Raw genomic sequence first — 22,706 nt, forward strand, 5'->3', positions numbered from 1 at the left:
GTAAACTATGAGAGATAAAATATTTATAAAAGGAGCAAAGGTACATAATTTAAAAAATGTAGATTTGGAGATACCTCGTGATAAGTTTGTTGTATTTACAGGCTTGTCGGGATCAGGTAAGTCTTCTTTAGCCTTTGATACCCTTTATGCTGAAGGACAAAGGAGATATGTGGAATCTCTTTCCGCCTATGCAAGACAATTCTTAGGGCAAATGAATAAACCAGAAGTGGAATATATAGAAGGCTTATCCCCTGCAATTTCCATAGATCAAAAAACTACAAGTAGAAATCCTCGTTCAACGGTGGGAACTGTAACAGAAATATATGACTACCTAAGACTTTTATATGCAAGAATTGGAGTACCTCACTGCCCAAAGTGCGGTAAGGAAATTACCCAACAAACAGTTGATCAAATGGTAGACCAAGTTATGGGGTTACCTGAAAGAACTAAGCTTCAAGTTCTAGCTCCTGTAATTAGGGGTAAGAAAGGTGAGCATGTAAAGGTTATTGAAAGCATAAAAAAGAATGGGTATGTAAGAGCAAGAGTTGATGGGACTTTAGTTGATTTAGCTGAAGATGAAGTGAAGCTAGATAAAAACAAAAAGCATACTATTGAAATTGTGATAGATAGGATTGTGGTTAAGGAAGGTGTTGAGTCTAGACTTTCTGATTCACTTGAAGCAGCTTTAAAACTAGGCGAAGGATTAGCGATTGTCAGCATAATTGATGGAGAAGATATACTTTTTAGTGAGCAATTTGCTTGTGTTGAGTGTGGAATTAGTATTGGAGAATTGGCACCTAGAATGTTTTCCTTTAACTCTCCTTTTGGAAAGTGTGACAAGTGTGATGGATTAGGAACACTTATGGAGATTGATGAAGACTTAATAGTTCCAGATAAAACTAAGAGCATAAGTGAAGGAGCTATAGTTACCTTTGGTGAAAGTAGCTTAAAAGATGATTCTTGGACCTTTTCAGTATTAACTGCCTTAGCTAATCATTACAATTTCAGTTTAGATACACCTTTTGAACAGTTAGAGCCTAAGGTAAAAGATATAGTCCTATATGGAACTAATGGAGAAAGAATCAGGGTGGAATATACAAAGGAATTTAAAACAGGGGTATACAATCATGCCTTTGAGGGAGTTATAAATAACTTAAAAAGAAGATATTTTGAAACCTCATCAGATTATATAAAAAAAGAAGTAGAAGAGTATATGAGTGACAACCCTTGTCCTAAGTGTAATGGAGCAAGACTTTCAAAAGAGGCCCTTTCAGTAACAATAGGAGAAATAAATATTTCTCAGCTTTGTCAGTTATCAATTATAGATGAAATTAAGTTTTTAGATACTTTGATACTATCAGAAAAGAATGCTATTATTGCTGCACAAATTTTGAAAGAAATTAAGAGCAGATTAAACTTTTTAAAGGATGTAGGTCTTGATTACTTGAATCTGACTCGTTCAGCAGGAACTCTCTCTGGAGGGGAAGCTCAAAGAATAAGACTTGCTACTCAAATTGGCTCAAGTTTAATGGGCGTATTATATATATTAGATGAGCCTAGTATTGGATTACATCAAAGAGATAATGATAAGCTTATTGGAACATTACAACATTTAAGAGATTTAGGAAATACCTTAGTTGTTGTTGAGCATGATGAAGATACTATGAAAGCAGCAGACTTTATAGTAGACATTGGACCTAAAGCTGGTGAACATGGTGGAGAGATTGTTGTTGCTGGAACTATGGAAGATGTTATGAATTGTGAAAACTCTATTACAGGACAATATTTAAGCGGCAAGATGAAGGTTCACCTACCAGAAGAATACAGAAAAGTTGACTTAGAAAGATCAATTACTGTAAAGGGTGCAAGAGAAAATAACTTAAAAAATGTAACAGTATCTTTTCCATTAGGAGTATTTACTTCAGTTACAGGAGTTTCAGGCTCAGGAAAAAGTACTTTGGTAAATGAAATTTTATACAAAGGGCTTAATAAAAAAATTAATAATACCAAAAAGCTTCCAGGAAAACATATGGACATTTTAGGAAGCGAAAATATAGATAAAATTATCAATATTGACCAAAGTCCAATTGGGAGAACTCCAAGAAGTAACCCAGCAACCTATACAGGAGTTTTTGATTTGATAAGAGATGTGTTTGCAACCACTTCAGAAGCTAAAATGAGAGGTTATAAACCAGGAAGATTTAGCTTTAATGTAAAGGGTGGAAGATGTGAAGCTTGTAAAGGTGATGGAATAATAAAAATTGAAATGCAATTTTTATCTGATGTTTATGTACCTTGTGAAGTTTGCAAAGGAAAAAGATATAATAGAGAAACCTTGGAAGTAAAATATAAAGGTAAAAATATAGATGAAGTCCTTGAAATGACAGTAGAAGAAGCTCTTAAGTTCTTTGAAAATCTACCAAGAATAAGTGGTAGATTGCAAACACTAATGGATGTAGGACTTGGATATGTTAGATTAGGTCAGCCCTCTACAACCTTATCTGGAGGAGAGGCACAAAGAATTAAACTTGCCTATGAACTATCTAAGAGAAGCACAGGAAAAACTCTATATATTCTAGATGAGCCTACTACTGGACTGCATATTGATGATGTGAATAAATTAATTTCTATACTTCAAAGACTTGTAGAAGGCGGAAACACAGTAGTTGTTATTGAACATAACCTAGACGTAATAAAATGTTCTGATCATATCATAGACTTAGGGCCAGAAGGTGGAGATAAAGGTGGTACTATATTATGTGTTGGTACACCAAGGGATATATGTCGTTGTGAAAAGTCATATACAGGACAGTATCTTAAAAAAATGTTATAATAATGTAGACTTAGAAAATAAAGACTTGAAGTTTGAAAAGTATTATGTTTAAAAGGGCTTAGGGAAATCATTACACGTGGGACATTATGGTTTCCTGAAGCTTTTAACTATAAAAAATTAGCTTTTAAGTCCTATAACATTTTAAATCTTGGTCAATACCAAACTAAAAATTAACTTATTTCTTCAATGACCTCACCTTAAATATTAAAGTTACGTATATTATATAGGGCACCTAGGAAATATTACTAGAAGGTTGTTTGAATGATATTGTTGATTATAAAAAGGAGTTTTGTTATGAATAGTTTAAAATTCATATTCAATTTAGTGATAATAGCTATTATTTACTTTATTATAATCTATGCATTAAAGATTATGTATAATGACACTAAATCAGTAGGAAAGAAAAAAAAGAAAAAAACTGTAGATTTCGGATTGGAAGTAGTAGATAAAGGAGATAATCATAATCTTAGAAGTGGCGGAGTAATTCCTGTAAATGAAGTTCTAACTATGGGCAGAAATGAAGATAATATGGTTGTTTTAGAAGATAGATACGTATCTTCTCATCATTTAAAGATATATTTTAGAAACACAGATTATATTTTAGAGGACTTAAATAGTACTAATGGAACCTTTATTAATGAGGTCAGGATAAAAAATAAAGTGACTTTAAATAAAGGAGATAAGATAAGAGTAGGGACTTCTACCTTTAAAGTTCTTTAATAGGAATTAAGTTTCATTATAAGAAGACTAGTTCTAGGAACTAAACTACTTTGACTATTAAGAGCTTATTTAACTAAAGGAATGTTTAAAAATAGTTAAAGCAATATAGTTAAGGTATTTTAAGAGTTAACAGTCACATGAAAGGATGAAATTATGGATACTTTAAAAGAAGAAAAGCGAGTGCTATGGCTCACTTATTTATTAATAGCTACCATATTTGTAAATGTAGCCTTTATATCTCCCACTTTTGATAAGGGTGCAGTAATTATGGGAGCCATATTATGTGGACTTTTAGCTTATTCTCACTTTATAATAAGAAAGTTTTTTCCAGACGGAGATAAGTATATTTTAATATTTTCAAATATATTAGCAGTTATTGGACTTGCTATGCTTTATAGGTTAGATTTGCCAGTTTCAGGAGGAACCTATGTAACGGATGAAGCAAGAACTTTTTTAGCTACAAAGCAAATCATATTTTTTACTTTAGGAGTAGCTGCCTTTATTCTTGTAGTAGTAATACTTCCGGATTTAAAAAGCTTTAGCAAGTATAAGTACTTTTACTTAGTGGTAACTCTAGTTTTTATGGCAATGGGAAGCCTTCTGGGAAAGGAAACCTTTGGAGCGAAAAACTGGGTTTCCATAGCAGGATTTTCTTTTCAGCCATCTGAGTTTGGAAAAGTAGCTCTGGTGGCATATTTAGCTTCAGCTCTCAAGGATTATGGGAATCCTTCTAAACTATCAAAGAAGCTTGGAGGTAAATTATTTAAAGATAACCCTAAGTTTAATAGTGTAACTAGCTTAATTGAACCAGCTATAGTAGTAATGATATCCTTAGCATTTATGTTATTACAGACAGACCTAGGTTCTGCTCTGATTTTCTTCTCGATTTCCCTTACTATGTTATATATAGCTACTTCAAAAGGAAAGTATGTGGTTATTGCTCTAGTATTATTTATAGTTGGAGCAGTGGCAGGATATTTTCTTTTTGGTCATGTTAGAACTAGGGTAATGATTTGGCAAGATCCTTGGAAGTACGGTTATGATGCAGGACTTCAGTTAGTCCAATCTTTAATTGCTATTGCAAATGGGGGTTTTTTTGGAAAGGGCTTAGGAATGGGATATCCTGGGTTTATACCAGTTATTGAAAGTGACTTTATATTTTCAGGGATATGTGAGGAACTAGGATTATTAACAGGACTTGCAATTATTATTTTGTATTTTTTAATTTTCTATAGATGTATTAGGGCTGCTATTTATGCTAAAGATAATTTTTCAAGACTACTTGCAGTTGGATATAGTACTATGATAGTTTCACAAGTATTAGTAATTATAGGTGGAGTTACAGGTGCAATTCCACTAACTGGAATTACTCTTCCCCTAGTGAGCTATGGAGGAAGTTCAGTGCTTATAACTTACATTTCTTTAGGTATAATACAAAAAATTTCAGAGGAGGGGAATAGCTATGAATAATCTTTCAAACAATGTAAAAAAAGTCATGGTTATATTTCTCTTATTATTTGTAGCGCTAATTACCCATATAAATTATACTGTGCTTTTTAAAAGTGATGCTGCTGTACAAAGTGTTTATAATAAAAGAAACGCAGCAGAAAAAAGCAAAATTTTAAGAGGTAGTATATTTGATAGAGACAATAATCTTATAGTAAAGGGCGAAAAAACCGGTGAGTTCACACAAAATAGAGAATATATTGGTGGAGTTCCTTTTGCTCATGTAATAGGTTATTATGATGAAGTATATGGAATGAGTGGTATAGAAAAGAAATTAGATGAGGAATTAAGTGGTAAGTCTATAAATGGAATAAAAGATTTTCTTAGTTTCTTTAAGTTCTCAAAGGAAGAAACTAAGGAAGGAAATAATGTAATAACTACCATAAATTCAGACCTTCAAAAAAAAGCCTATGACTTATTAGGAAATAAACGAGGTTCAGTGGTGGCATTGGATCCAACTACTGGAGAAGTATTAGCTATGGTATCCAAACCAGGATTTAATCCTAACACTTTAAAAGAGGATTGGGAAAAACTAAGTTCCGATGCTAATACACCCTTCTTAAACAGAGCAGTTTCTGGTCTCTATCCACCAGGTTCAACCTTTAAGGCAGTAACTGCTATAAGTGCATTAGAAAATATTAGTGGGGTTACAAATAAAACCTTTAAAGATGAAGGCAGAATACAGTTTAATAAAAGTCAATACTTAGAAAACTATAAAGGAAAAGCCTTTGGTAGCATTAACTTAGAACAAGGGTTTACTGTGTCTAGTAATGTGGTTTTTGGTTCTTTAGCTATGGATTTAGGTAATGATACTTTAAGAGCTACAGCAGAAAAATTTCTTTTCAACAAGGACATTCCTTCAAGAACTTTAACTATAGATAATAGCAAATTTCCAACTTACAAGAAGGAAGAGATAGGAAACATTGCACAAAGTGGTATAGGTCAAAGTGGAGTTCTTGCAAGCCCAATAGAGATGGCGTTAGTTGCCGGAACTATAGCAAACAATGGAATCATGATGGAGCCAAATGTAGTAAAGCAAATTGTAGCTACTAACGGAGACGTAGTTAAGAGTTATGAGCCTAAGGCAATAGGAACAATAACTTCTTCAGACAATGCTGAAATATTGAAAAAGTATATGAGATCCGTAGTAACCAAAGGAACAGGTAAGGATAGTGAAGTCTATGGAGTTCAAGTCAGTGGTAAAACAGGTACTGCGGATCAAGATACTGGAAAGAAAATTCCTCATTCTTGGTATATAGGTTTTGCACCTTATGAAAATCCAAAGATAGCTTTTGCTATAATTGTAGAAGAAGGTGGAAATGATTCTTATAATGCAACAGATATGGCTGGAGCATTAATGAAGAGTTATTTTGGTAAATAAGAAAAAATAAACCCTTGGAACATCGGGGGTTTATTTTTATGCATAATTTCAAATATGTTATAATAGGGTAATAAAGTTCAAGGAAAGTATAATTATGAGCAATAAGATTCATTTTTAACCTGATTAAGGTTAAATTTCACAACAGATCTTAAGAAGGAGTAAGTTATGAAAGGGAAAACTCATGCAGCAGTTGGAACATCAGTTTTTGTATTTTTGTGTAATATATTACCCGGGAAATTCGGACTAATTAACTTAGTTTTCGCCATAATTGGTTCTCTTTTGCCAGATATAGATCATCCGAAAAGTTTTGTAAATAGATATTTATTGCCCTTTAGAAATCAGGCCACTAAGGTAACATTATTTTGTTCTTTGGGCATATTAATGTTGTACTTAGATAGTATTATCAATAATGTTCCCATTTTAAAAATCATTGGGATTTCACTAATACTAATAGGAGTATCAACTCATAGAATGGGTTTAACTCATAGTTTACTAGGATTAATAATATTTTCAGTAGTCCTCAGTTTTTTTGCTAATATTTACGAATTAATATATGTGGAGTTTTACTTCTTTTTCAGTTTTTTTCTACATTTAATTTGTGATATGTGCACCAAAAGAGGTGTACCTTTATTTTATCCCTTTAGTAATAAGAAATATAAACTTCCCATTACCTTTACAACAGGAAGTTTTATTGGTAACTTTTTAGAGGGAGCTATTATTGTGCTATCCATAGGCTATGCAGGTTATAATTTAGGGAGATTGTTTGATATATTCAAATAATCTTAAAATTAGTTTTATAGTTGATTTTTGATTTCTGTGATAAATAAGAAATTTAATGATAGTATATAAATTGCAGCAATATTTCTATATTACTCAATAAATTAAAAGCAAATTATATGAAAAATGCAAGAGTATATTTATTGTTAGTGTAGTCTCTTTATTGCAATCTAAATATTACAAATAGTTGTAGAAATATGTAAATCCGTTTTTATGGAGGTGAAACTATGTTTGATTTTGAATTTCATTTAAAGAATTTGCCTGATAGCCCAGGAGTTTATCTTATGAGAAATTCTTTAGGTGAAGTTATATATGTAGGTAAAGCAAAAAATCTAAAAAATAGGGTAAGGCAGTACTTTCAAAGTTCTAAAAATCATAGCGAAAAGGTTAAGGCTATGGTTAAGAACATTGATGAATTTGAATATATAGTTACAGACTCTGAAATTGAAGCTTTAATATTAGAGTGTAATTTAATTAAAAAATATAGTCCAAGATATAATATTTTGTTAAAAGATGATAAGTACTTTCCTTTTATAAAAATCACTGTAAATGAAGAGTTTCCTAGGGTCATTGTTACAAGAAATCACGCCAAGGATGGCGCAAGATATTTTGGACCTTATACAGATGCCAGTGCAGTTTATACTGTTTATGAGCTAATAAAAAAAATATTTCCTCTTAGAACTTGTAGAAGAGTTATAAAAGAAGATGGACCTAAAACTAGACCTTGTTTAAATTATCATATAAATCTATGTAAAGCCCCTTGTGATGGATTGATATCAAGAGCTGAGTACGGGAAAATCGTCAATGAAATCATAGACCTTTTAACAGGGAAAGATAAGGAGATAACGGATAAGCTGAGAAAAGAAATGGAAGAAGCCTCAGAAAGTTTAGACTTTGAAAGGGCAGCTACCCTTAGGGATAAGTTATTAGCTATTGAAAAAATAAATGAAAAACAAAAAATTATCAGTGGAAACTTTGAAAATGAGGATTTTATTGCTATATCTCAAGATGAAAAAGATAGTTGTATTCAAATCTTTTTCCTAAGAGATGGAAAAATGGTTGGACGAGAAGACTTTATTTTAGATGATACAGGAAGTGAAAGCCCTGACAGCGTGGTTTCAAACTTCATAAAGAGTTTCTATGGAGGAACGGCCTTTGTGCCTAAGCATATATATGTTACCCATTGTGAAGATATAGAAATCCTTGAGCAGTGGCTTACAATGAAAAAGGAATATAAGGTTTTAATTAAAATACCTCAAAAGGGAGAAAAACGTAAGGTTTTAGAAATGGTACAGAAGAATGCAAATCATGCCTTAGAGATGTTTAAAATTAAACATAAAGTGAATAAAGAACTTCATACTATTGCATTAACGGAACTTGTAGAAACTCTTAATTTAGATGAAATACCAAGTAGAATTGAAGCCTATGATATTTCCAATATAATGGGAATGGATTCAGTTGGTACCATGGTAGTATTTCAAGATGGGGTAAGCAAGAATAGTGATTATAGAAGATTTAAGATAAAAACTGTTCAAGGCGCTAATGACTATGAGTCAATGAGGGAAATTTTATATAGAAGATTTAGACATGGACTTGAAGAAGTAGAAAAAATAAAAAATAATGAAATTGCCTTAAGTGCAGGTAAATTTTCTGTGTTTCCAGATTTAATTATGATGGATGGTGGAAGAGGACAGGTAAATGTAGCTTTAGAAGTCCTTCAAGACTTGAAGATAAATATTCCAGTTTGTGGTATGGTTAAAGATGACAAGCACAAAACACGAGGACTTATATATGATAATATTGAAGTGCCTATAAAGCCTAGTTCTCAATGCATGCACCTAATAACTAGAATACAAGATGAGGTTCATCGCTTTGCAATAACCTATCATAGAACCTTAAGAGATAAGAGGACTCTTTATTCAATTTTAGAAGAGATTCCTAAGATTGGAGAAAAGCGAAGAAGAGAACTACTTAAAAAGTTTGGAAGTATTGAGAATATAAAAAATGCTACCTACGAAGAATTAATAGACACTCCTTCTATGGATAGTAAAGCAGCTGAGAGTATAATAGAATACTTTAACCATACTATGGAAGGATAGCTTGTTTATAAAAAAGAACAAGTATAGAGGAGGAAGATAAATGAAAAATTCTATAGATGTGCACACTCATACTATAGCTAGTGGTCATGCCTACACAACTTTATTAGAAAATGCAAAGGAAGCAGCTAATAAAGGAATCAAGGTCTTAGGAGTTTCAGACCATGGACCTAATATGCCAGGAGGACCTCATTTGTTTTATTTTGGTAACTTACGAGTAATTCCTAGGGAATTATATGGTGTTAAAATATTAAGAGGCTGTGAAGCCAACATCATAGACTTTCAAGGAAATATAGATATACCAGAAAGAATACAAAATAACCTAGACTATATTATAGCTAGTCTTCATGACGTATGTATTGAGCCAGGTACCGTAGAAGAACATACGAATGCTTATCTAAAGGTTATGGATAATCCAAATGTAATGATTATTGGACACCCTGGGAATCCTAGTTTTCCAATGGATAATGAAGCCTTTGTAAAAAAAGCTAAAGAAAAGGATATTATTATTGAAATAAATAGTAGCTCCTTTAAAGGAGCAAGAAAAGGTTGTGAGGATACTTGTTATAACATTGCAAGGTTATGCAAAGAACATAGCGTTAAAATAATCTTTGGAAGTGATGCACATACTTGTTTTCAAATTGGAGAATTTAAGGAAGCTGAGGAACTTATAAAAGATTTAAATATGCCAGAAGAATTAATAATGAACAGTGATGAACATAAATTTGTAAATTATTTAAGAGAAAAGGGAAAAAATATGTAATAATCCTTGATATGGCAATGCAAATTAATTTATACTAAGTATATAATAATGATTAAGAAGAGGTATAGAATGAGCTTGAATATGAATTTTATAAAAGAGTTAAAAGAAATTGTAGGAGTGGAAAATGTAGCACTTGATGAACCTATGAAAAATCATACTTCTTTTAAAGTTGGAGGACCAGCAGATGCATTAGTATATCCAACTAATTATGATATGGTAAAAAGGACAATTTCACTTTGTAAAGACAGTAATGTGAATTATTTTATTTTAGGTAATGGCTCAAACCTTTTAGTTAAGGATGGAGGCATAAGAGGGGTTGTAATTAAGTTTTGTAAATTAAATAAAATTACAGTAGAAAGTAATAAAATCATTGCGGAGAGTGGGGCAAAACTTAATGATGTTTCTACAGCTGCCTTAAACTCAAGCCTTGCAGGTTTTGAGTTTGCTTGCGGAATACCTGGAAGCATTGGAGGAGCTACCACAATGAATGCTGGTGCTTATGATGGTGAGATGTCAAAGGTACTTTATAGCGCTTTAGTTATAGACAATGAAGGCGAAATAAGAAGCCTTTCTAAGGAAGAATTGGAACTTTCCTATAGAATGAGTGCAATTTTAAAACATGGATATATAGTACTTCAAGTAACCTTGGAGTTAGCAAATGGAGATAGAGACAAGATTAAGGCTAGAATTGATGAACTTACACAAAGAAGATGCGAAAAACAGCCACTTGAGTATGCTTCAGCAGGAAGCACTTTTAAAAGACCTGAGGGATATTTTGCAAGTAAATTAATACAAGATGCTGAGTTAAAGGGCTTTCATGTAGGAGATGCAGAAGTATCAGAAAAACATTCTGGATTCCTTATAAATAAGGGAGGCGCTAGTGCAAAGGATGTTTTAGAGTTAATTTCATTAGTTAAAGCTAAGGTGTATGAGAAGTTTGGGGTAGAACTACACACCGAAGTTAGAATCATTGGGGAAGATAACTAAATTATAAAGGCTAAAAATATATAGACTTTATAATTTTTAAATTACAGTATTTCTTAGTTTAAAAACTTAGGTATCTGAAAATAAATAGTAAGTCAAAGATGTGAAGGATATTTTAAGTTAGGCACTGAATCAGAATCAGCAGATAGTAGAGCTATCTAAGGGTTCTGTTGACGTAGTATAACAAAAAATAGACAAGGACACTGACTTGCTTATTTTTGAAGATGCCTTAAGGGAAGAAATATAAACTTAATATGTAAGAAAAATTTCTTGTATATTAAGTTTATAAAGTACTCCCTTAAAAAACCAAAAGAAAATTCATAATTTTTAAACTTTTAAATATTGTAGTTATATAGATAAATAAATAAGGGGGAAAAACAAATGGGGTATGCTATTAGAGCAGAAGTTCTTGACCTAGGGGTTTATAAGGCAGGAAAGCCGATTGATGAGGTTAAGAGAGAGTTAGGACTTGAGGAGGTTATTAAGCTTGCTTCCAATGAAAATCCATTAGGATGTTCACCAAAGGTTAAGGAAGCACTTAATGATATTATCAATGAAACTCATATGTATCCAGATGCATCTAATTTCGAACTAAAAGAAGCAATAAGTAAAAGGTTGGGAATATCACCAGAACAAGTATTTTGCGGCACAGGATCAGACTCTCTTATAAGAGTTATTTGTAATACTTTTATAAATCCTGGAGATGAAAGTATTATGGCAGAAATTACATTTCCAAGATATGAAGCTTCAGTTAAGTTAATGGGAGGAAAGGTAATTTCAATTCCTATGAAAAATAATGGGTTAGATATAGAAGAAATGGTAAATGCCATTACTGAAAGAACTAAAATTATTTGGTTCTGCAACCCAAATAACCCAACTGGAACTATTTTTACGAGAGAGGAATTAGATAAGGTATTAGGTAAAATTCCACCTAATGTGGTAATTATAATGGATGAAGCTTATATTGAATATGTTACTGATAAGAACTTCCCTGATTCTTTAGAATTACTTCCTAAATATCCTAACATGGTAATCTTGAGAACCTTTTCAAAGGCTTATGGCCTTGCAGCTTTAAGATGTGGATATGGTATTGTTCATAAGGAGTTAGGAGAATATTTTAATAGAATTATAGGACCTTTTGATGTAAATCTATTCGCTCAAAAGGCAGCTATAGCAGCATTAGAGGACGAAGCTTTCTTAACATTAGTTCATGATACTAATGTTAAAGGCAGAGATTACTTATATGAAGAACTAGACAAAATGAGATTGCCTTATGCAAGGACTAATGCTAACTTTATTATGATGAACACTTTAGTGGATGACAAAATAGTTTTTGATAGATTATTAAGAGCTGGAATTATCGTAAGACCAGGACATTTATTAGGAATGCCAGGTTGGATGAGAGTAACCATTGGAACAGAAGTCCAAAATCATAAGTTTATAAAAGCACTGAAAGAAATCTTAGCAACTATTTAAAATTCACATATAATAGAAATACACATTGAATTTCAATGTGTATTTTTATTATTTATGTATGTTATTAACAAGATGTTAAATATAATATATTATGTGGTATAATAATTAAAAGTAATATAAATATACTAATGAACTTATATGCAAGTTTGAGCACTATTTTTCAAATAGAAAATCATTCTAAAACAACTTATATTAAGTAGGTTGCAAAATGGAATAGATGTTATTTTAGTTCTTTTATAGCATTCCAGGTAGCATGGAAAACTTCAACAGAAATTTTAATAAACAATACTTCAATTTATAATGAATTTGTCTTATAAGTTTATTATGAATTTAAGATAATAATAATGAATACAAATTTGCAAAGGGGTGTATTAAATGAGATTTGTAATAGTGACGGGAATGTCAGGCGCTGGAAAAACACAAGCTATCAGAAGTCTTGAAGATTTAGGATATTTTTGTGTTGACAATTTACCACCCACATTAATTCCAAAATTTGCAGAGGCTTGTTTTCAAACAGAGGGTAAAATTGATAAAATAGCTATAGTTGTAGATATCCGTGGTAGAAGATTTTTCGATGATTTATTTCAAAGTTTAAATCTTCTTAATGAGGATGGATATTTATATGAAGTATTGTTTTTAGAAGCAACAGATGAAGTATTAGTAAAGCGCTATAAGGAAAGTAGAAGAAAGCACCCATTAGCACCTGATGGTAGAGTTATAAATGGTATTAGTATTGAGAGAAAAAAGCTCAGAGCTATAAGAGATAAAGCTAATAAAATTATTAATACTACAAAACTTTCCAATAAGGAACTAAATGAAGAAATTATAAATTATTTTGGAGAGCAGGGGCAAATAGAAACCCAACTTCTTATAAATGTAGTTTCCTTTGGTTTTAAATATGGAATTCCACTAGACTCTGATTTAGTCTTTGATGTAAGATTCTTGCCAAATCCCTTCTACATCCCCGAACTTAAGCCGTTTTCAGGATTAGATAAGCCCGTGAGAGATTATGTTCTTACTAAAAATGAAACTAAAGAGTTTGTAGATAAACTAATTGATATGTTGTTATTTTTAATACCAAACTATAAAAATGAGGGAAAAAGACAACTGATTATTTCAATAGGATGTACAGGTGGAAGGCATCGTTCAGTGGCAATTGCAAATAAAATTTATGAGTTACTTTGTCATAATGGTCATAATGTTACTGTTGATCACAGGGATATTAATGAGGATGTAAATCGAGGAGCAGGTAAGCTATGAAGCTTAGGTACTGGCTAAGGCCAGGAATTGGAATTAAGCGGTGGCTTGCCAAGTCAGTTTTTGGCATTGCACTTATAGTTTATGCCGTTATGGAACTTATAAATAAGTTTTACTTTGGATTAGATTATATTCTATTTTGGATTTTAATTATTTTCATCGGCATTTTTGCTGTTTATTATGGATTTTCTAATTATACTGAAAGAATGTTTGCACTTTTAAACTTAGAAGTAGTAAATTTATCTCTAAGTAAGAAAAATATAGGAGAACTAATCTATGAAAAGAAAATCCTAGTTAAGGGCCCTAAAATAGTTGTTATTGGTGGAGGAACAGGGCTTTCTAATATGCTAAGTGGCCTTAAAAAGTTCACTAGTAATATTACAGCTATTGTTACAGTAGCTGATGATGGAGGAGGTTCTGGGGTTTTAAGACAGGACCTAGGAATTTTGCCTCCAGGAGATATAAGAAACTGCATAATAGCCCTTGCAGATACTGAGCCTATAATGGAAGATTTATTTAGGTACAGGTTTAAGGATGGAAGACTTGAGAACCAAAACTTTGGTAATCTATTCTTAGCAGCAATGGATGGTATATCAGATAACTTCCTAGAAGCTATAAAAAAAACCTGTTCTGTACTTGCAGTTACTGGAAGGGTACTGCCAGTAACCTTAGAAAATCTTCAACTTTTTGCAAGGCTTAAAAATGGTTCCTTGGTAAGAGGGGAATCTGTAATACCCATAGAAGCAGTAAGAAGAAATTCACCTATTGAAAGTGTGTTTATAGAGCCTAAAGAAGCTAAAGCAGTAGAGGAAGCTATAACTGCAATTTTAGAGGCGGATGCTGTTATTTTAGGACCAGGAAGTCTTTATACTAGTATAATCCCTAACCTATTAGTAAGGGATATAAAAGAAGCCTTAAATGATACTAGAGGAATTAAAATTTACGTATCTAATATAATGACTCAGCCTGGAGAAACTGATAATTTTACAGTGCAAGATCACATTAAAGCAATTCATGAGCATTGTGGCAGTTTAATTATAGACTATGCAATAGTAAATGGAGAAAATATTGGTGAAGATTTAAAAAAGAAATATTTAGAGGAAGGTTCTATTCCGGTAGTTCTGGAAAAATCTAAAAATGATAATCTGGATGTGGAGTATATTAAAGCAAACATTGTTAAAATTAAGAATGGATATGTAAGACATAACGAAGATAGACTTGCAGAAATATTAGTTGAAACAGTAATGAGAAAAAAATTATTCTATGATGAAAAAAGAATCTTAGAGTTCTTTTATCTATCACAAAAGTTAAAAGAAGCTAAAAGAAATAGGGAGTAAAGAAATGTCATTTTCACTAAAGGTTAAGAATGAAATTTGCAGATATACAAATTTATCAAAAGAAGAAGCTATAGCAGAATTATCTGCCATAATGAAGGCAAGTGGGACTTTAGGACTTGGAACAAATAAGTCTGTTAGTTTTAAGGTAGTAACAGAAAACCCTGCTATAGCTAGATTAATTTTCAAGATATTAAAAGAGCACTTTAATGTGCACACAAAACTTCTTGTAAAGAGGAGTAATTCATTAAAGAAAAATAATGTTTATGTAGTTATAATACCTGAGGATATTGATGTAAGAACTCTCTTAGAAGAAGTAGGAGTTTTGGAAAGAGAAGAATTACTAACAATTAATTATGGAATACCAGAAAATATGATTGATGATGAATTAAAGAAAAGAGCATATATAAGAGGGGCATTTTTAGGTGGAGGAAGCATAAGTAATCCAGAAAAGACTTATCACTTAGAATTCGTGACTCATAACTTTGATTATGCTACAGAACTAAGCAAGTTAATAAATACCTATGGTCTTTCTTCAAAAGTTATTCAAAGAAAAAATAGCTTTGTAATTTACATTAAAGAAGGAGAACAAATAGTTGATTTGCTAAACATCATTAGTGCTCATAGTTCACTTCTCCAACTAGAAAATATAAGAATCATGAAGGAAATGAGAAATAATGTAAATAGGTTAGTTAACTGTGAAACCGCAAACTTGAGTAAAACAGTAAATGCTGCTGTCCGCCAGGTAGAGAGTATAAAGCTAATTGAAGAAGAAATCGGATTAGATAGGTTGCCTAAAAACTTAAGGGAAGTAGCAGAGCTTAGATTAGAATTTCCTGATGAGTCACTTAAGGAGCTTGGGGCAATGCTTAATCCTCCAGTAGGTAAATCTGGGGTAAACCATAGATTAAGAAGAATAGAAAAAATTGCAGAGGAGCTACATAAAGAAGGTAGGTAGAGTATGTCAAAGCATGAGGATATTATTAAGTATATACTTTCTCTAGATATTGGTACGAAAATTTCAGTAAGAGGTGTTAGTAGTGATTTAGGTGTAAGTGAGGGTACTGCCTATAGAGCTATTAAAGAGTGTGAATCCATTGGGATTGTTAATACAGTTCCAAGGGTTGGAACTGTAAGGGTAGAAAAACTTGAAAAAAGAAATATAGACAAAATTACCTTCGGTGAAGTGGTAAACATTGTTGATGGAACTCTTCTAGGAGGAAAACAAGGAGCTCATAAGAACTTAGAAAAGTTTGTTATTGGAGCCATGGAAGTTGAAACAATAAAAAAATATATCAGTCCAGGAGCCCTTCTTATTGTAGGAAACAGAGAGGAGGCCCAAAGGCTTGCTCTTGAAAATGGTTGTGCTGTTTTAATAACGGGAGGATTTTCCTGTAGTGAGGAAATTGAAGAATTAGCAGATGAAAATGAACTTCCGCTAATCTCTTGCACCTATGACACTTTTACTGTAGCTAGTATGATTAATAAAGCAATTTTTGAAAATAACGTTAAAAAAGAAATAATATTAGTGGAAGATATAATGGAAAAAAATCCAAAGTATTTGACCAGCTATGATAAAGTAAAAAAACTTAAAGACTTAATTGATAAAACAAAGCATGAAAGATATCCAGTTGTGGATGAAAATCAAAAAGTAATAGGAATAGTTACTTTAAATGATATTAAGGATAATAAGGATGATGAAATTATCGCTAATATAATGATAAAGGACCCAATTGTAGTGATGCCAACAACTACTGTAGCTTATGCTGCACATATTATGGCTTGGGAAGGAATAAAACTTTGCCCTGTAGTGGTGAAAAAGAAGTTGGTAGGGGTTATATCAAGAGAAGATGTAATTAAAGCTATGCAACTAGTTCTAAGACAACCACATGTAGGTGAAACCATGGATGATTTAATTCTTAAGAATTTTGAATTTGAAACTAATAAGGATACCATGCATTTTTGGGGAGAGATAATTCCTGAAATGCTAGATTCTATAGGAACTGCTTCCTGGAACTCATTAAATATGTTATTATCCACTATGGGAACTATAGCTTTAAGGCAAAATACAAGTACCAATGTAGCCATAGATAGTTTTACTTCCTACTTTATGAAGCCTGTACAAATGGGAAGGGTAATAGATATTTATTCAGAGGTTCTAGACCGAGGAAGATACTATTCAAAAGTTGAGGTAACCATGTATAACGCCAATAAGGAACTTATTGCAAAAGCTTTACTTTCTGCAAAAGTTTTAAAGCGATAAATCTGTAAAAATAGTTTCTGGCAATTTACATAATACTGAAAGATGAAACCTAACTCACTTATCTCGTAGAAATTAAGGAAAACAAAGTATAAGTTACACTTATTTTGTTAATTGCATGCTAGAAAGACAAAGATTTAAATAAACAAACAGTAAATTAAACCTATTAATCACAGCTTAATAAATTTAATGTAGTTATAAATGTAATTAATATATTTAACATAACTATCCTTTAGGAAATAATATTTCTAAAGGTTTTTTTATTTTAATTATAGGTACAAGATAAAATTATTATATTTAAAAAAATAAGTGTCGAAAAAAGTAACATAAATTTTAAATTAGTGAAGCTATATAACATTTTATTTTAATTATTGTAGTGGTATAATTTGTATTACAAGCAAGTGTTTTACAATGTAGAACTTTGTGAGAATATATGTAATTGGGGGGAAAGTTATGAAACTTTTTAAGTCGAAAAGATATGGTGCATTGTTACTAGCTTTTGCTTTAGTAATTAATTTCATATCTCCAGTAAACTTAATAACGGCTTATGCTGAAACGCAAGATACTAAAATTCAAGTTCTTGCAACTTCAGACTTGCACGGCAGATTCTATCCATGGGAATATGCCTCAGATGCTGCGATAACTTCAGGTAGTATGACTAAGGTTGCTACTTTAGTAAAGCAGTTAAGAGCGCTAAACTCAAACACAATTCTAGTAGATAATGGGGACACAATTCAGGACAATTCGTCATATTTATTCCTAAATGAGGATGTGCATCCAATGATGTTAGGAATGAATGAAATGGGTTACGATACATTTACCCTTGGAAACCATGAATTTAATTATGGAGTTCCAGCCCTTGAAAAGGTTGTAAAGGGATTAACAACTACAACTATGTTGTGTGGAAATGTATACAAACCAAGTGGAGAAAGATTAGGACAACCATACAAAATTGTTGAAAAGAATGGTATTAAAATAGCTATTATAGGTATGGTAACTCCACACATTACTAAGTGGGATGGTCCAAACCTTAAGGACTATGTTGTTAAAAATCCAGTAGAAGAAACTAAAGCTGTAATAAAAGAACTTAAGGATGGAAATAAAGCAGATATATTTATAGCTTCAATGCATATGGGAATAGACAGTGAATATGGCAATGGGGATAGTGCAAGGGAAATGGCTCAGGCTAACCCAGAACTTTCTTTAATAATTGCGGGACATGCTCATTCAAAAATTGTTGGTGAAAAAGTAAATAATGCCTATATAACAGAGCCAGGTAAATCAGGAGAACAATTATCAGTTGCTGAACTAACAGTTAAACAAGAAGGTGGAAAATATACTGTTACAGCTGCTACATCTAAACTTATGGACACTAAAGATGTTCCAGATGATGAGGCATTAAAAGCAAAGTTTCAACCTTACCATGAGAAAGCATTAGTAGATGCTAGACAAGTTATTGGTAAGCTTGAAGGTGGACAACTTGCACCAGCAGAGGAGTTTAATGGAATAACTCAAGCTCAGGTTCAAGATTCAGCAGTAGTTGATTTAATCTTAAATACACAAATGTATTATGCTAAAAATGTTCCTACGGGCGCTCGTCATGTATCAGGAGCTGCTATATTTGAACCAGGAGCAAATATAGCAGAAGGTGATATCAAAAAGGCTGATACTTCTAAGGTTTATAAATTTGATAATACATTAATGACTTTAAAAGTTAATGGTGCTCAATTAAAAAAATATATGGAATGGTCAGCAAGCTACTATAATACTTTCAAACCAGGAGATTTAACAGTTTCCTTCAATGAAAAAGTTAGAATTTACAACTATGATATGTTTGGTGGAGTTAAGTATGAAGTTAACATAGCAAAAGAACCAGGTGCTAGAATAGAGAAGTTAACTTATAATGATGGAACAGTTGTAAAAGATAGTGATGAAATATATTTAACAGTTAATAACTATAGAGCAAATACCACTCTACTTAACTCTGAATCAGGATTATACAAGGGTGAAGGTGTACAAGTTGTATATGATTCCTCAGCAGAACCAATTTCAGCAGTTAGGGATTTTATCAAGGATTATATTGTTAAGGTTAAAGGTGGGACTATTACTCCAGTAGTTGATAACAACTGGAAGGTAACAGGATATACTTTTGACAATGAACTTAGAGAACAAGCTAAAAAACTTGTTGCAGAAGGAAAGTTAACAATACCTAAATCAACTGATGATAGAACTCCAAACATTAAGAGTTTAACTACTATTGATGTGGTTAAAGCTTTAGGTGGAAAAACAGCTAATTTTATAACATTTAATGACTTCCACGGAACAGTGGATAGTAAAGCAAGCAGCAAAAATCCGGGAATAGCTAAGTTTGCTGCTGCAGTTAAAAAATACACTGCATTGGAAAATGCTAACAATGGATATGCTGTTTTATCAGCTGGAGATAGTTACCAAGGAAGTGCTATGTCTAACTTAACTTATGGTTCAGTTATTACAGAAATGCTTAAAGAAATAAGAGTTGAAGCATCAGCACTAGGAAACCATGAGTTTGATTGGGGAACAAATAAAATAGAAACCTGGGCTAAAGATGGAGGTTTTGATTTCTTAGCTTCAAATATTTATGATAAGAAAACTGGAAAACCTGCTGAATTTGCAAAACCATATAAAATTATTACTGAAGCAGGAAAGAGAATTGGTTTAATTGGAATTGCAACTCCAGAAACTGCCTTTAAAACATTAGCAGCTAATGTTGAAAATCTTGAATTTAGAGACCCAATTACTGCTGCAAATGAGTGGGCAACTTATTTAAATAAAACTGAAAAAGTTGACGCAGTAGTGGTTTTATCTCACCTTGGAACTTTCCAAGATAAAACTACAAAAGTAATCACTGGTGAGGGAGCTGATTTTGCTAAAGCTGTTAAAGGTGTTGATGCCATAATCACAGCTCATTCACATCAAGTAGTGAATGGAGTAGTAAATGGAATACCTGTTATTCAAGCTGGAAATAATGGTAGAGCTATTGGACAAATCTCTTTAGGATTCTTAAATGATAAAGTTTATGGAATTTCAACTTTAGAGGATCTATCTGGAAAAGTTAAAGATTTACCAGAAGACCCAGCTACAAAAGCTATCTATGACAAATATAATGCAGAGTTAAGTCCAATTCTCAATGAAGTAGTTACAACTTTAGAGAATGACTTAGACCACGATAAAACTGCAGGACTTACAACTCTTGGACAATTTAATACAAAATTGATGATGGATATTACAGGAGCTCAAATCGGTTTAACTAATGGTGGTGGTATCAGAGCACCATTAGCAAAAGGTGAATTAACAGTAGGAGATATGTATACAGTATTCCCATTTGATAATACTTTAGTTACAATGGAACTTACAGGAGCAGATCTTAAGAAAAACTTAGAACATGGTATAAACCCAAATAATGGAGTAGGTTGGATTCAATACTATGGAATCAAGGTATTTTACGATGAGACTAAACCAGTAGGAGAAAAGATTACATCTATCAGATTAATGGATGGAACTAAGATAGAAGCAGATAAGTACTATAAAATAGTTACTAATGACTTCATGGCAACTAATGGAGATGGATATAACTTCTCAGGAAACAAGAACCTCGCTGATACAAATATTGTAATGAGAGATGCAATGATTAAAGAACTTAAGAAGTCTAAATCAGTTGCTTTCGAGAAACAAGACTTACTAGTTAAAGGAGAAGACACAACTGTAGATGAAACTCCAGTTGAAGTTCCAACTATAGATAATGATACAGCTACAATAGTAAACAATATTAAAGATAATAATATAACTAAAATAATTGTAGATGCATCTAAGGATACTACAGTGGATAAAGAAGTTTTCGAAGCTTTAAAAGGAACAGACAAGGTTGTTACCTTTAAGGCTGGAAATGTAACCTGGACCTTTAATGGTAAGGATATAACTAAGGTTATGGATATAGATTTATCATTAAAAACTGTAGACGACTCACTAAAATCAAAAATTAATACTGTTGTTGAAGATATGTTAGATGCTAAAGTTCCAGTATTTATGCTTTCATTTAAGCATGATGGAGAGCTTCCAGGAAAGGCTGAAATAAAAGTATTTATGGGAACTGAGTGGGCTAATAAAACAGTAACTTTCTTTAGATACTTCCCTGAAAAAGGAACTTATGAAAAGGTTCAAACAGATGTTAATGTTGATAAAGATGGTTACGCAGTAATAACTTTAGATCACTGTAGCGATTACTTTGCTCTTGAGCAAACAATAGCAGTTTCTAAGTTACCTCAAGCAGGTTCTGTAGCAGGAACAAATAGCTTTATTTCAATGGGATTCTTAGTTGCTATAATGGGTGCAGCAATGTATATTGCAACAAGAAGAAAAGAAGAAGAGCAAGCTGCTTAATAGTAAGATTATTAAGTGAGTTAGAGAGGAGTGTCTATGTGGCACTCCTTTTTTGTGGTATTATAATAGAGGAAACATAGTAATAAATTAGGGGAATTAAGGCATATGAAAATAAATAACAAGTCAAAGATGTGAAGGATATTTTGAGTTCACAAGCAAGCTTATGCAGACAAGGAGAGAGGTTCCTTATATAGTAGAGCTATCTAAGGGTTATCTTGACGAAGTATAACTCAAAATAGACGAGGATACTGACTTAGCTATTTTTGAAATGCCTAAAGGGGGGGATACCTTGAAAAATAAGATATTTCGAATCGTGGGGATTTTTTTATTAGTTGTGGGTTTAGGGTCAATAAGTTATGGATTATTTAACAAATGGAAAACTTCAAAAGTACAGGATAATTTGATTAAGGACTTCGAAACAGTAATGAAGAATATGGAAGAGGGAAAAATTGCTGCTCCTGAAGAAAAAGCTACCACTGTGGAAGGGGCTAGTGCTAATAAGGTGAACATTACACCTATTGCACTTCTGGAAATTCCTAAAATAAATCTAAAGGTGGCCGTGGCAGAAGGGACTAAGGACGAGATAATTAGTCAGGCAGTTGGTCACTTTAAAGGCACAGCAAAACCAGGAGAAATCGGGAATTTTGCATTAGTTGGCCATAGGAATTTTACTACAGGAGAGTTCTTTCTAAAAATTGATAAACTAAAGCCTGGAGATGATATAATAGTAACCACTCTTGACAAGACTTATACATATAAGGTTACTGGACAAGAGACTGTAAATCCAGAAGAAGTTCATGTGTTAAATCCTACAAAAACTCCAACCATTACGCTAGTAACTTGTAGCTTAAGTGGCAAACAAAGATTAATTGTCAAAGGGGAATTAGCTCAATAGGAGGTGAT

15 protein-coding genes are annotated in these 22,706 nt (G+C 32.2%); all 15 read left to right on the forward strand.

Annotated features, from left to right (window positions below):
- Positions 1-7: 7 nt before the first annotated feature.
- Complete coding sequence (gene uvrA / locus C661_RS0104415; protein ID WP_017414094.1) at positions 8-2,833, forward strand: excinuclease ABC subunit UvrA; 2,826 nt, start codon at positions 8-10, stop codon at positions 2,831-2,833.
- Positions 2,834-3,127: 294 nt separating this feature from the next.
- Positions 3,128-3,553 (forward strand): FHA domain-containing protein, encoded by a 426-nt coding sequence (locus C661_RS0104420; protein ID WP_017414095.1) that lies wholly within the window; start codon positions 3,128-3,130, stop codon positions 3,551-3,553.
- Between the two features lie 153 nt (positions 3,554-3,706).
- Entirely contained in the window at positions 3,707-5,023 is a 1,317-nt protein-coding gene (locus C661_RS0104425; protein WP_017414096.1) for an FtsW/RodA/SpoVE family cell cycle protein, read from the forward strand.
- Positions 5,016-6,440, forward strand: coding sequence for a peptidoglycan D,D-transpeptidase FtsI family protein (locus C661_RS0104430; protein ID WP_017414097.1), 1,425 nt, complete (start codon positions 5,016-5,018; stop codon positions 6,438-6,440). The genes C661_RS0104425 and C661_RS0104430 overlap by 8 nt, the downstream gene beginning before the upstream one ends.
- A gap of 165 nt (positions 6,441-6,605) precedes the next feature.
- Positions 6,606-7,220 carry a metal-dependent hydrolase gene (locus C661_RS0104435; protein ID WP_017414098.1) on the forward strand — a complete coding sequence of 205 codons (615 nt, stop codon included), beginning with the start codon at positions 6,606-6,608 and terminating at the stop codon, positions 7,218-7,220.
- A 224-nt stretch (positions 7,221-7,444) separates the two neighbouring features.
- Positions 7,445-9,316, forward strand: a complete 1,872-nt coding sequence (gene uvrC, locus C661_RS0104440) for an excinuclease ABC subunit UvrC (RefSeq protein WP_017414099.1) — start codon at positions 7,445-7,447, stop codon at positions 9,314-9,316.
- Between the two features lie 40 nt (positions 9,317-9,356).
- A complete protein-coding gene (locus tag C661_RS0104445) occupies positions 9,357-10,076 on the forward strand; it encodes a phosphatase (protein ID WP_017414100.1) in 720 nt (239 codons plus the stop codon).
- Between the two features lie 69 nt (positions 10,077-10,145).
- Complete coding sequence (gene murB, locus C661_RS0104450; RefSeq protein WP_017414101.1) at positions 10,146-11,063, forward strand: UDP-N-acetylmuramate dehydrogenase; 918 nt, start codon at positions 10,146-10,148, stop codon at positions 11,061-11,063.
- A gap of 378 nt (positions 11,064-11,441) precedes the next feature.
- Positions 11,442-12,536, forward strand: coding sequence for a histidinol-phosphate transaminase (gene hisC / locus C661_RS0104455; RefSeq protein WP_017414102.1), 1,095 nt, complete (start codon positions 11,442-11,444; stop codon positions 12,534-12,536).
- A 375-nt stretch (positions 12,537-12,911) separates the two neighbouring features.
- A complete protein-coding gene (gene rapZ, locus C661_RS0104460; RefSeq protein WP_017414103.1) occupies positions 12,912-13,796 on the forward strand; it encodes an RNase adapter RapZ in 885 nt (294 codons plus the stop codon).
- On the forward strand, positions 13,793-15,130 hold the full coding sequence (gene mgfK, locus C661_RS0104465; RefSeq protein WP_017414104.1) for a gluconeogenesis morphogenetic factor MgfK: 1,338 nt from the start codon (positions 13,793-13,795) through the stop codon (positions 15,128-15,130). Before rapZ ends, mgfK begins: the two co-directional genes overlap by 4 nt.
- Positions 15,131-15,134: 4 nt before the next feature.
- Entirely contained in the window at positions 15,135-16,085 is a 951-nt protein-coding gene (whiA, locus tag C661_RS0104470) for a DNA-binding protein WhiA (protein WP_017414105.1), read from the forward strand.
- Between the two features lie 3 nt (positions 16,086-16,088).
- On the forward strand, positions 16,089-17,390 hold the full coding sequence (locus tag C661_RS0104475) for a DRTGG domain-containing protein (protein WP_017414106.1): 1,302 nt from the start codon (positions 16,089-16,091) through the stop codon (positions 17,388-17,390).
- Between the two features lie 450 nt (positions 17,391-17,840).
- Positions 17,841-21,803, forward strand: a complete 3,963-nt coding sequence (locus tag C661_RS21305) for a 5'-nucleotidase C-terminal domain-containing protein (protein ID WP_017414107.1) — start codon at positions 17,841-17,843, stop codon at positions 21,801-21,803.
- A 289-nt stretch (positions 21,804-22,092) separates the two neighbouring features.
- Positions 22,093-22,698: a class D sortase gene (locus C661_RS0104485; protein ID WP_017414108.1), complete on the forward strand. Its 606-nt coding sequence runs from the start codon at positions 22,093-22,095 to the stop codon at positions 22,696-22,698.
- The last annotated feature ends 8 nt before the right edge of the window (positions 22,699-22,706 follow it).

Source organism: Clostridium tunisiense TJ (genome assembly GCF_000300195.1).
Classification (GTDB): Bacteria; Bacillota; Clostridia; order Clostridiales; family Clostridiaceae; genus Clostridium_J; species Clostridium_J tunisiense.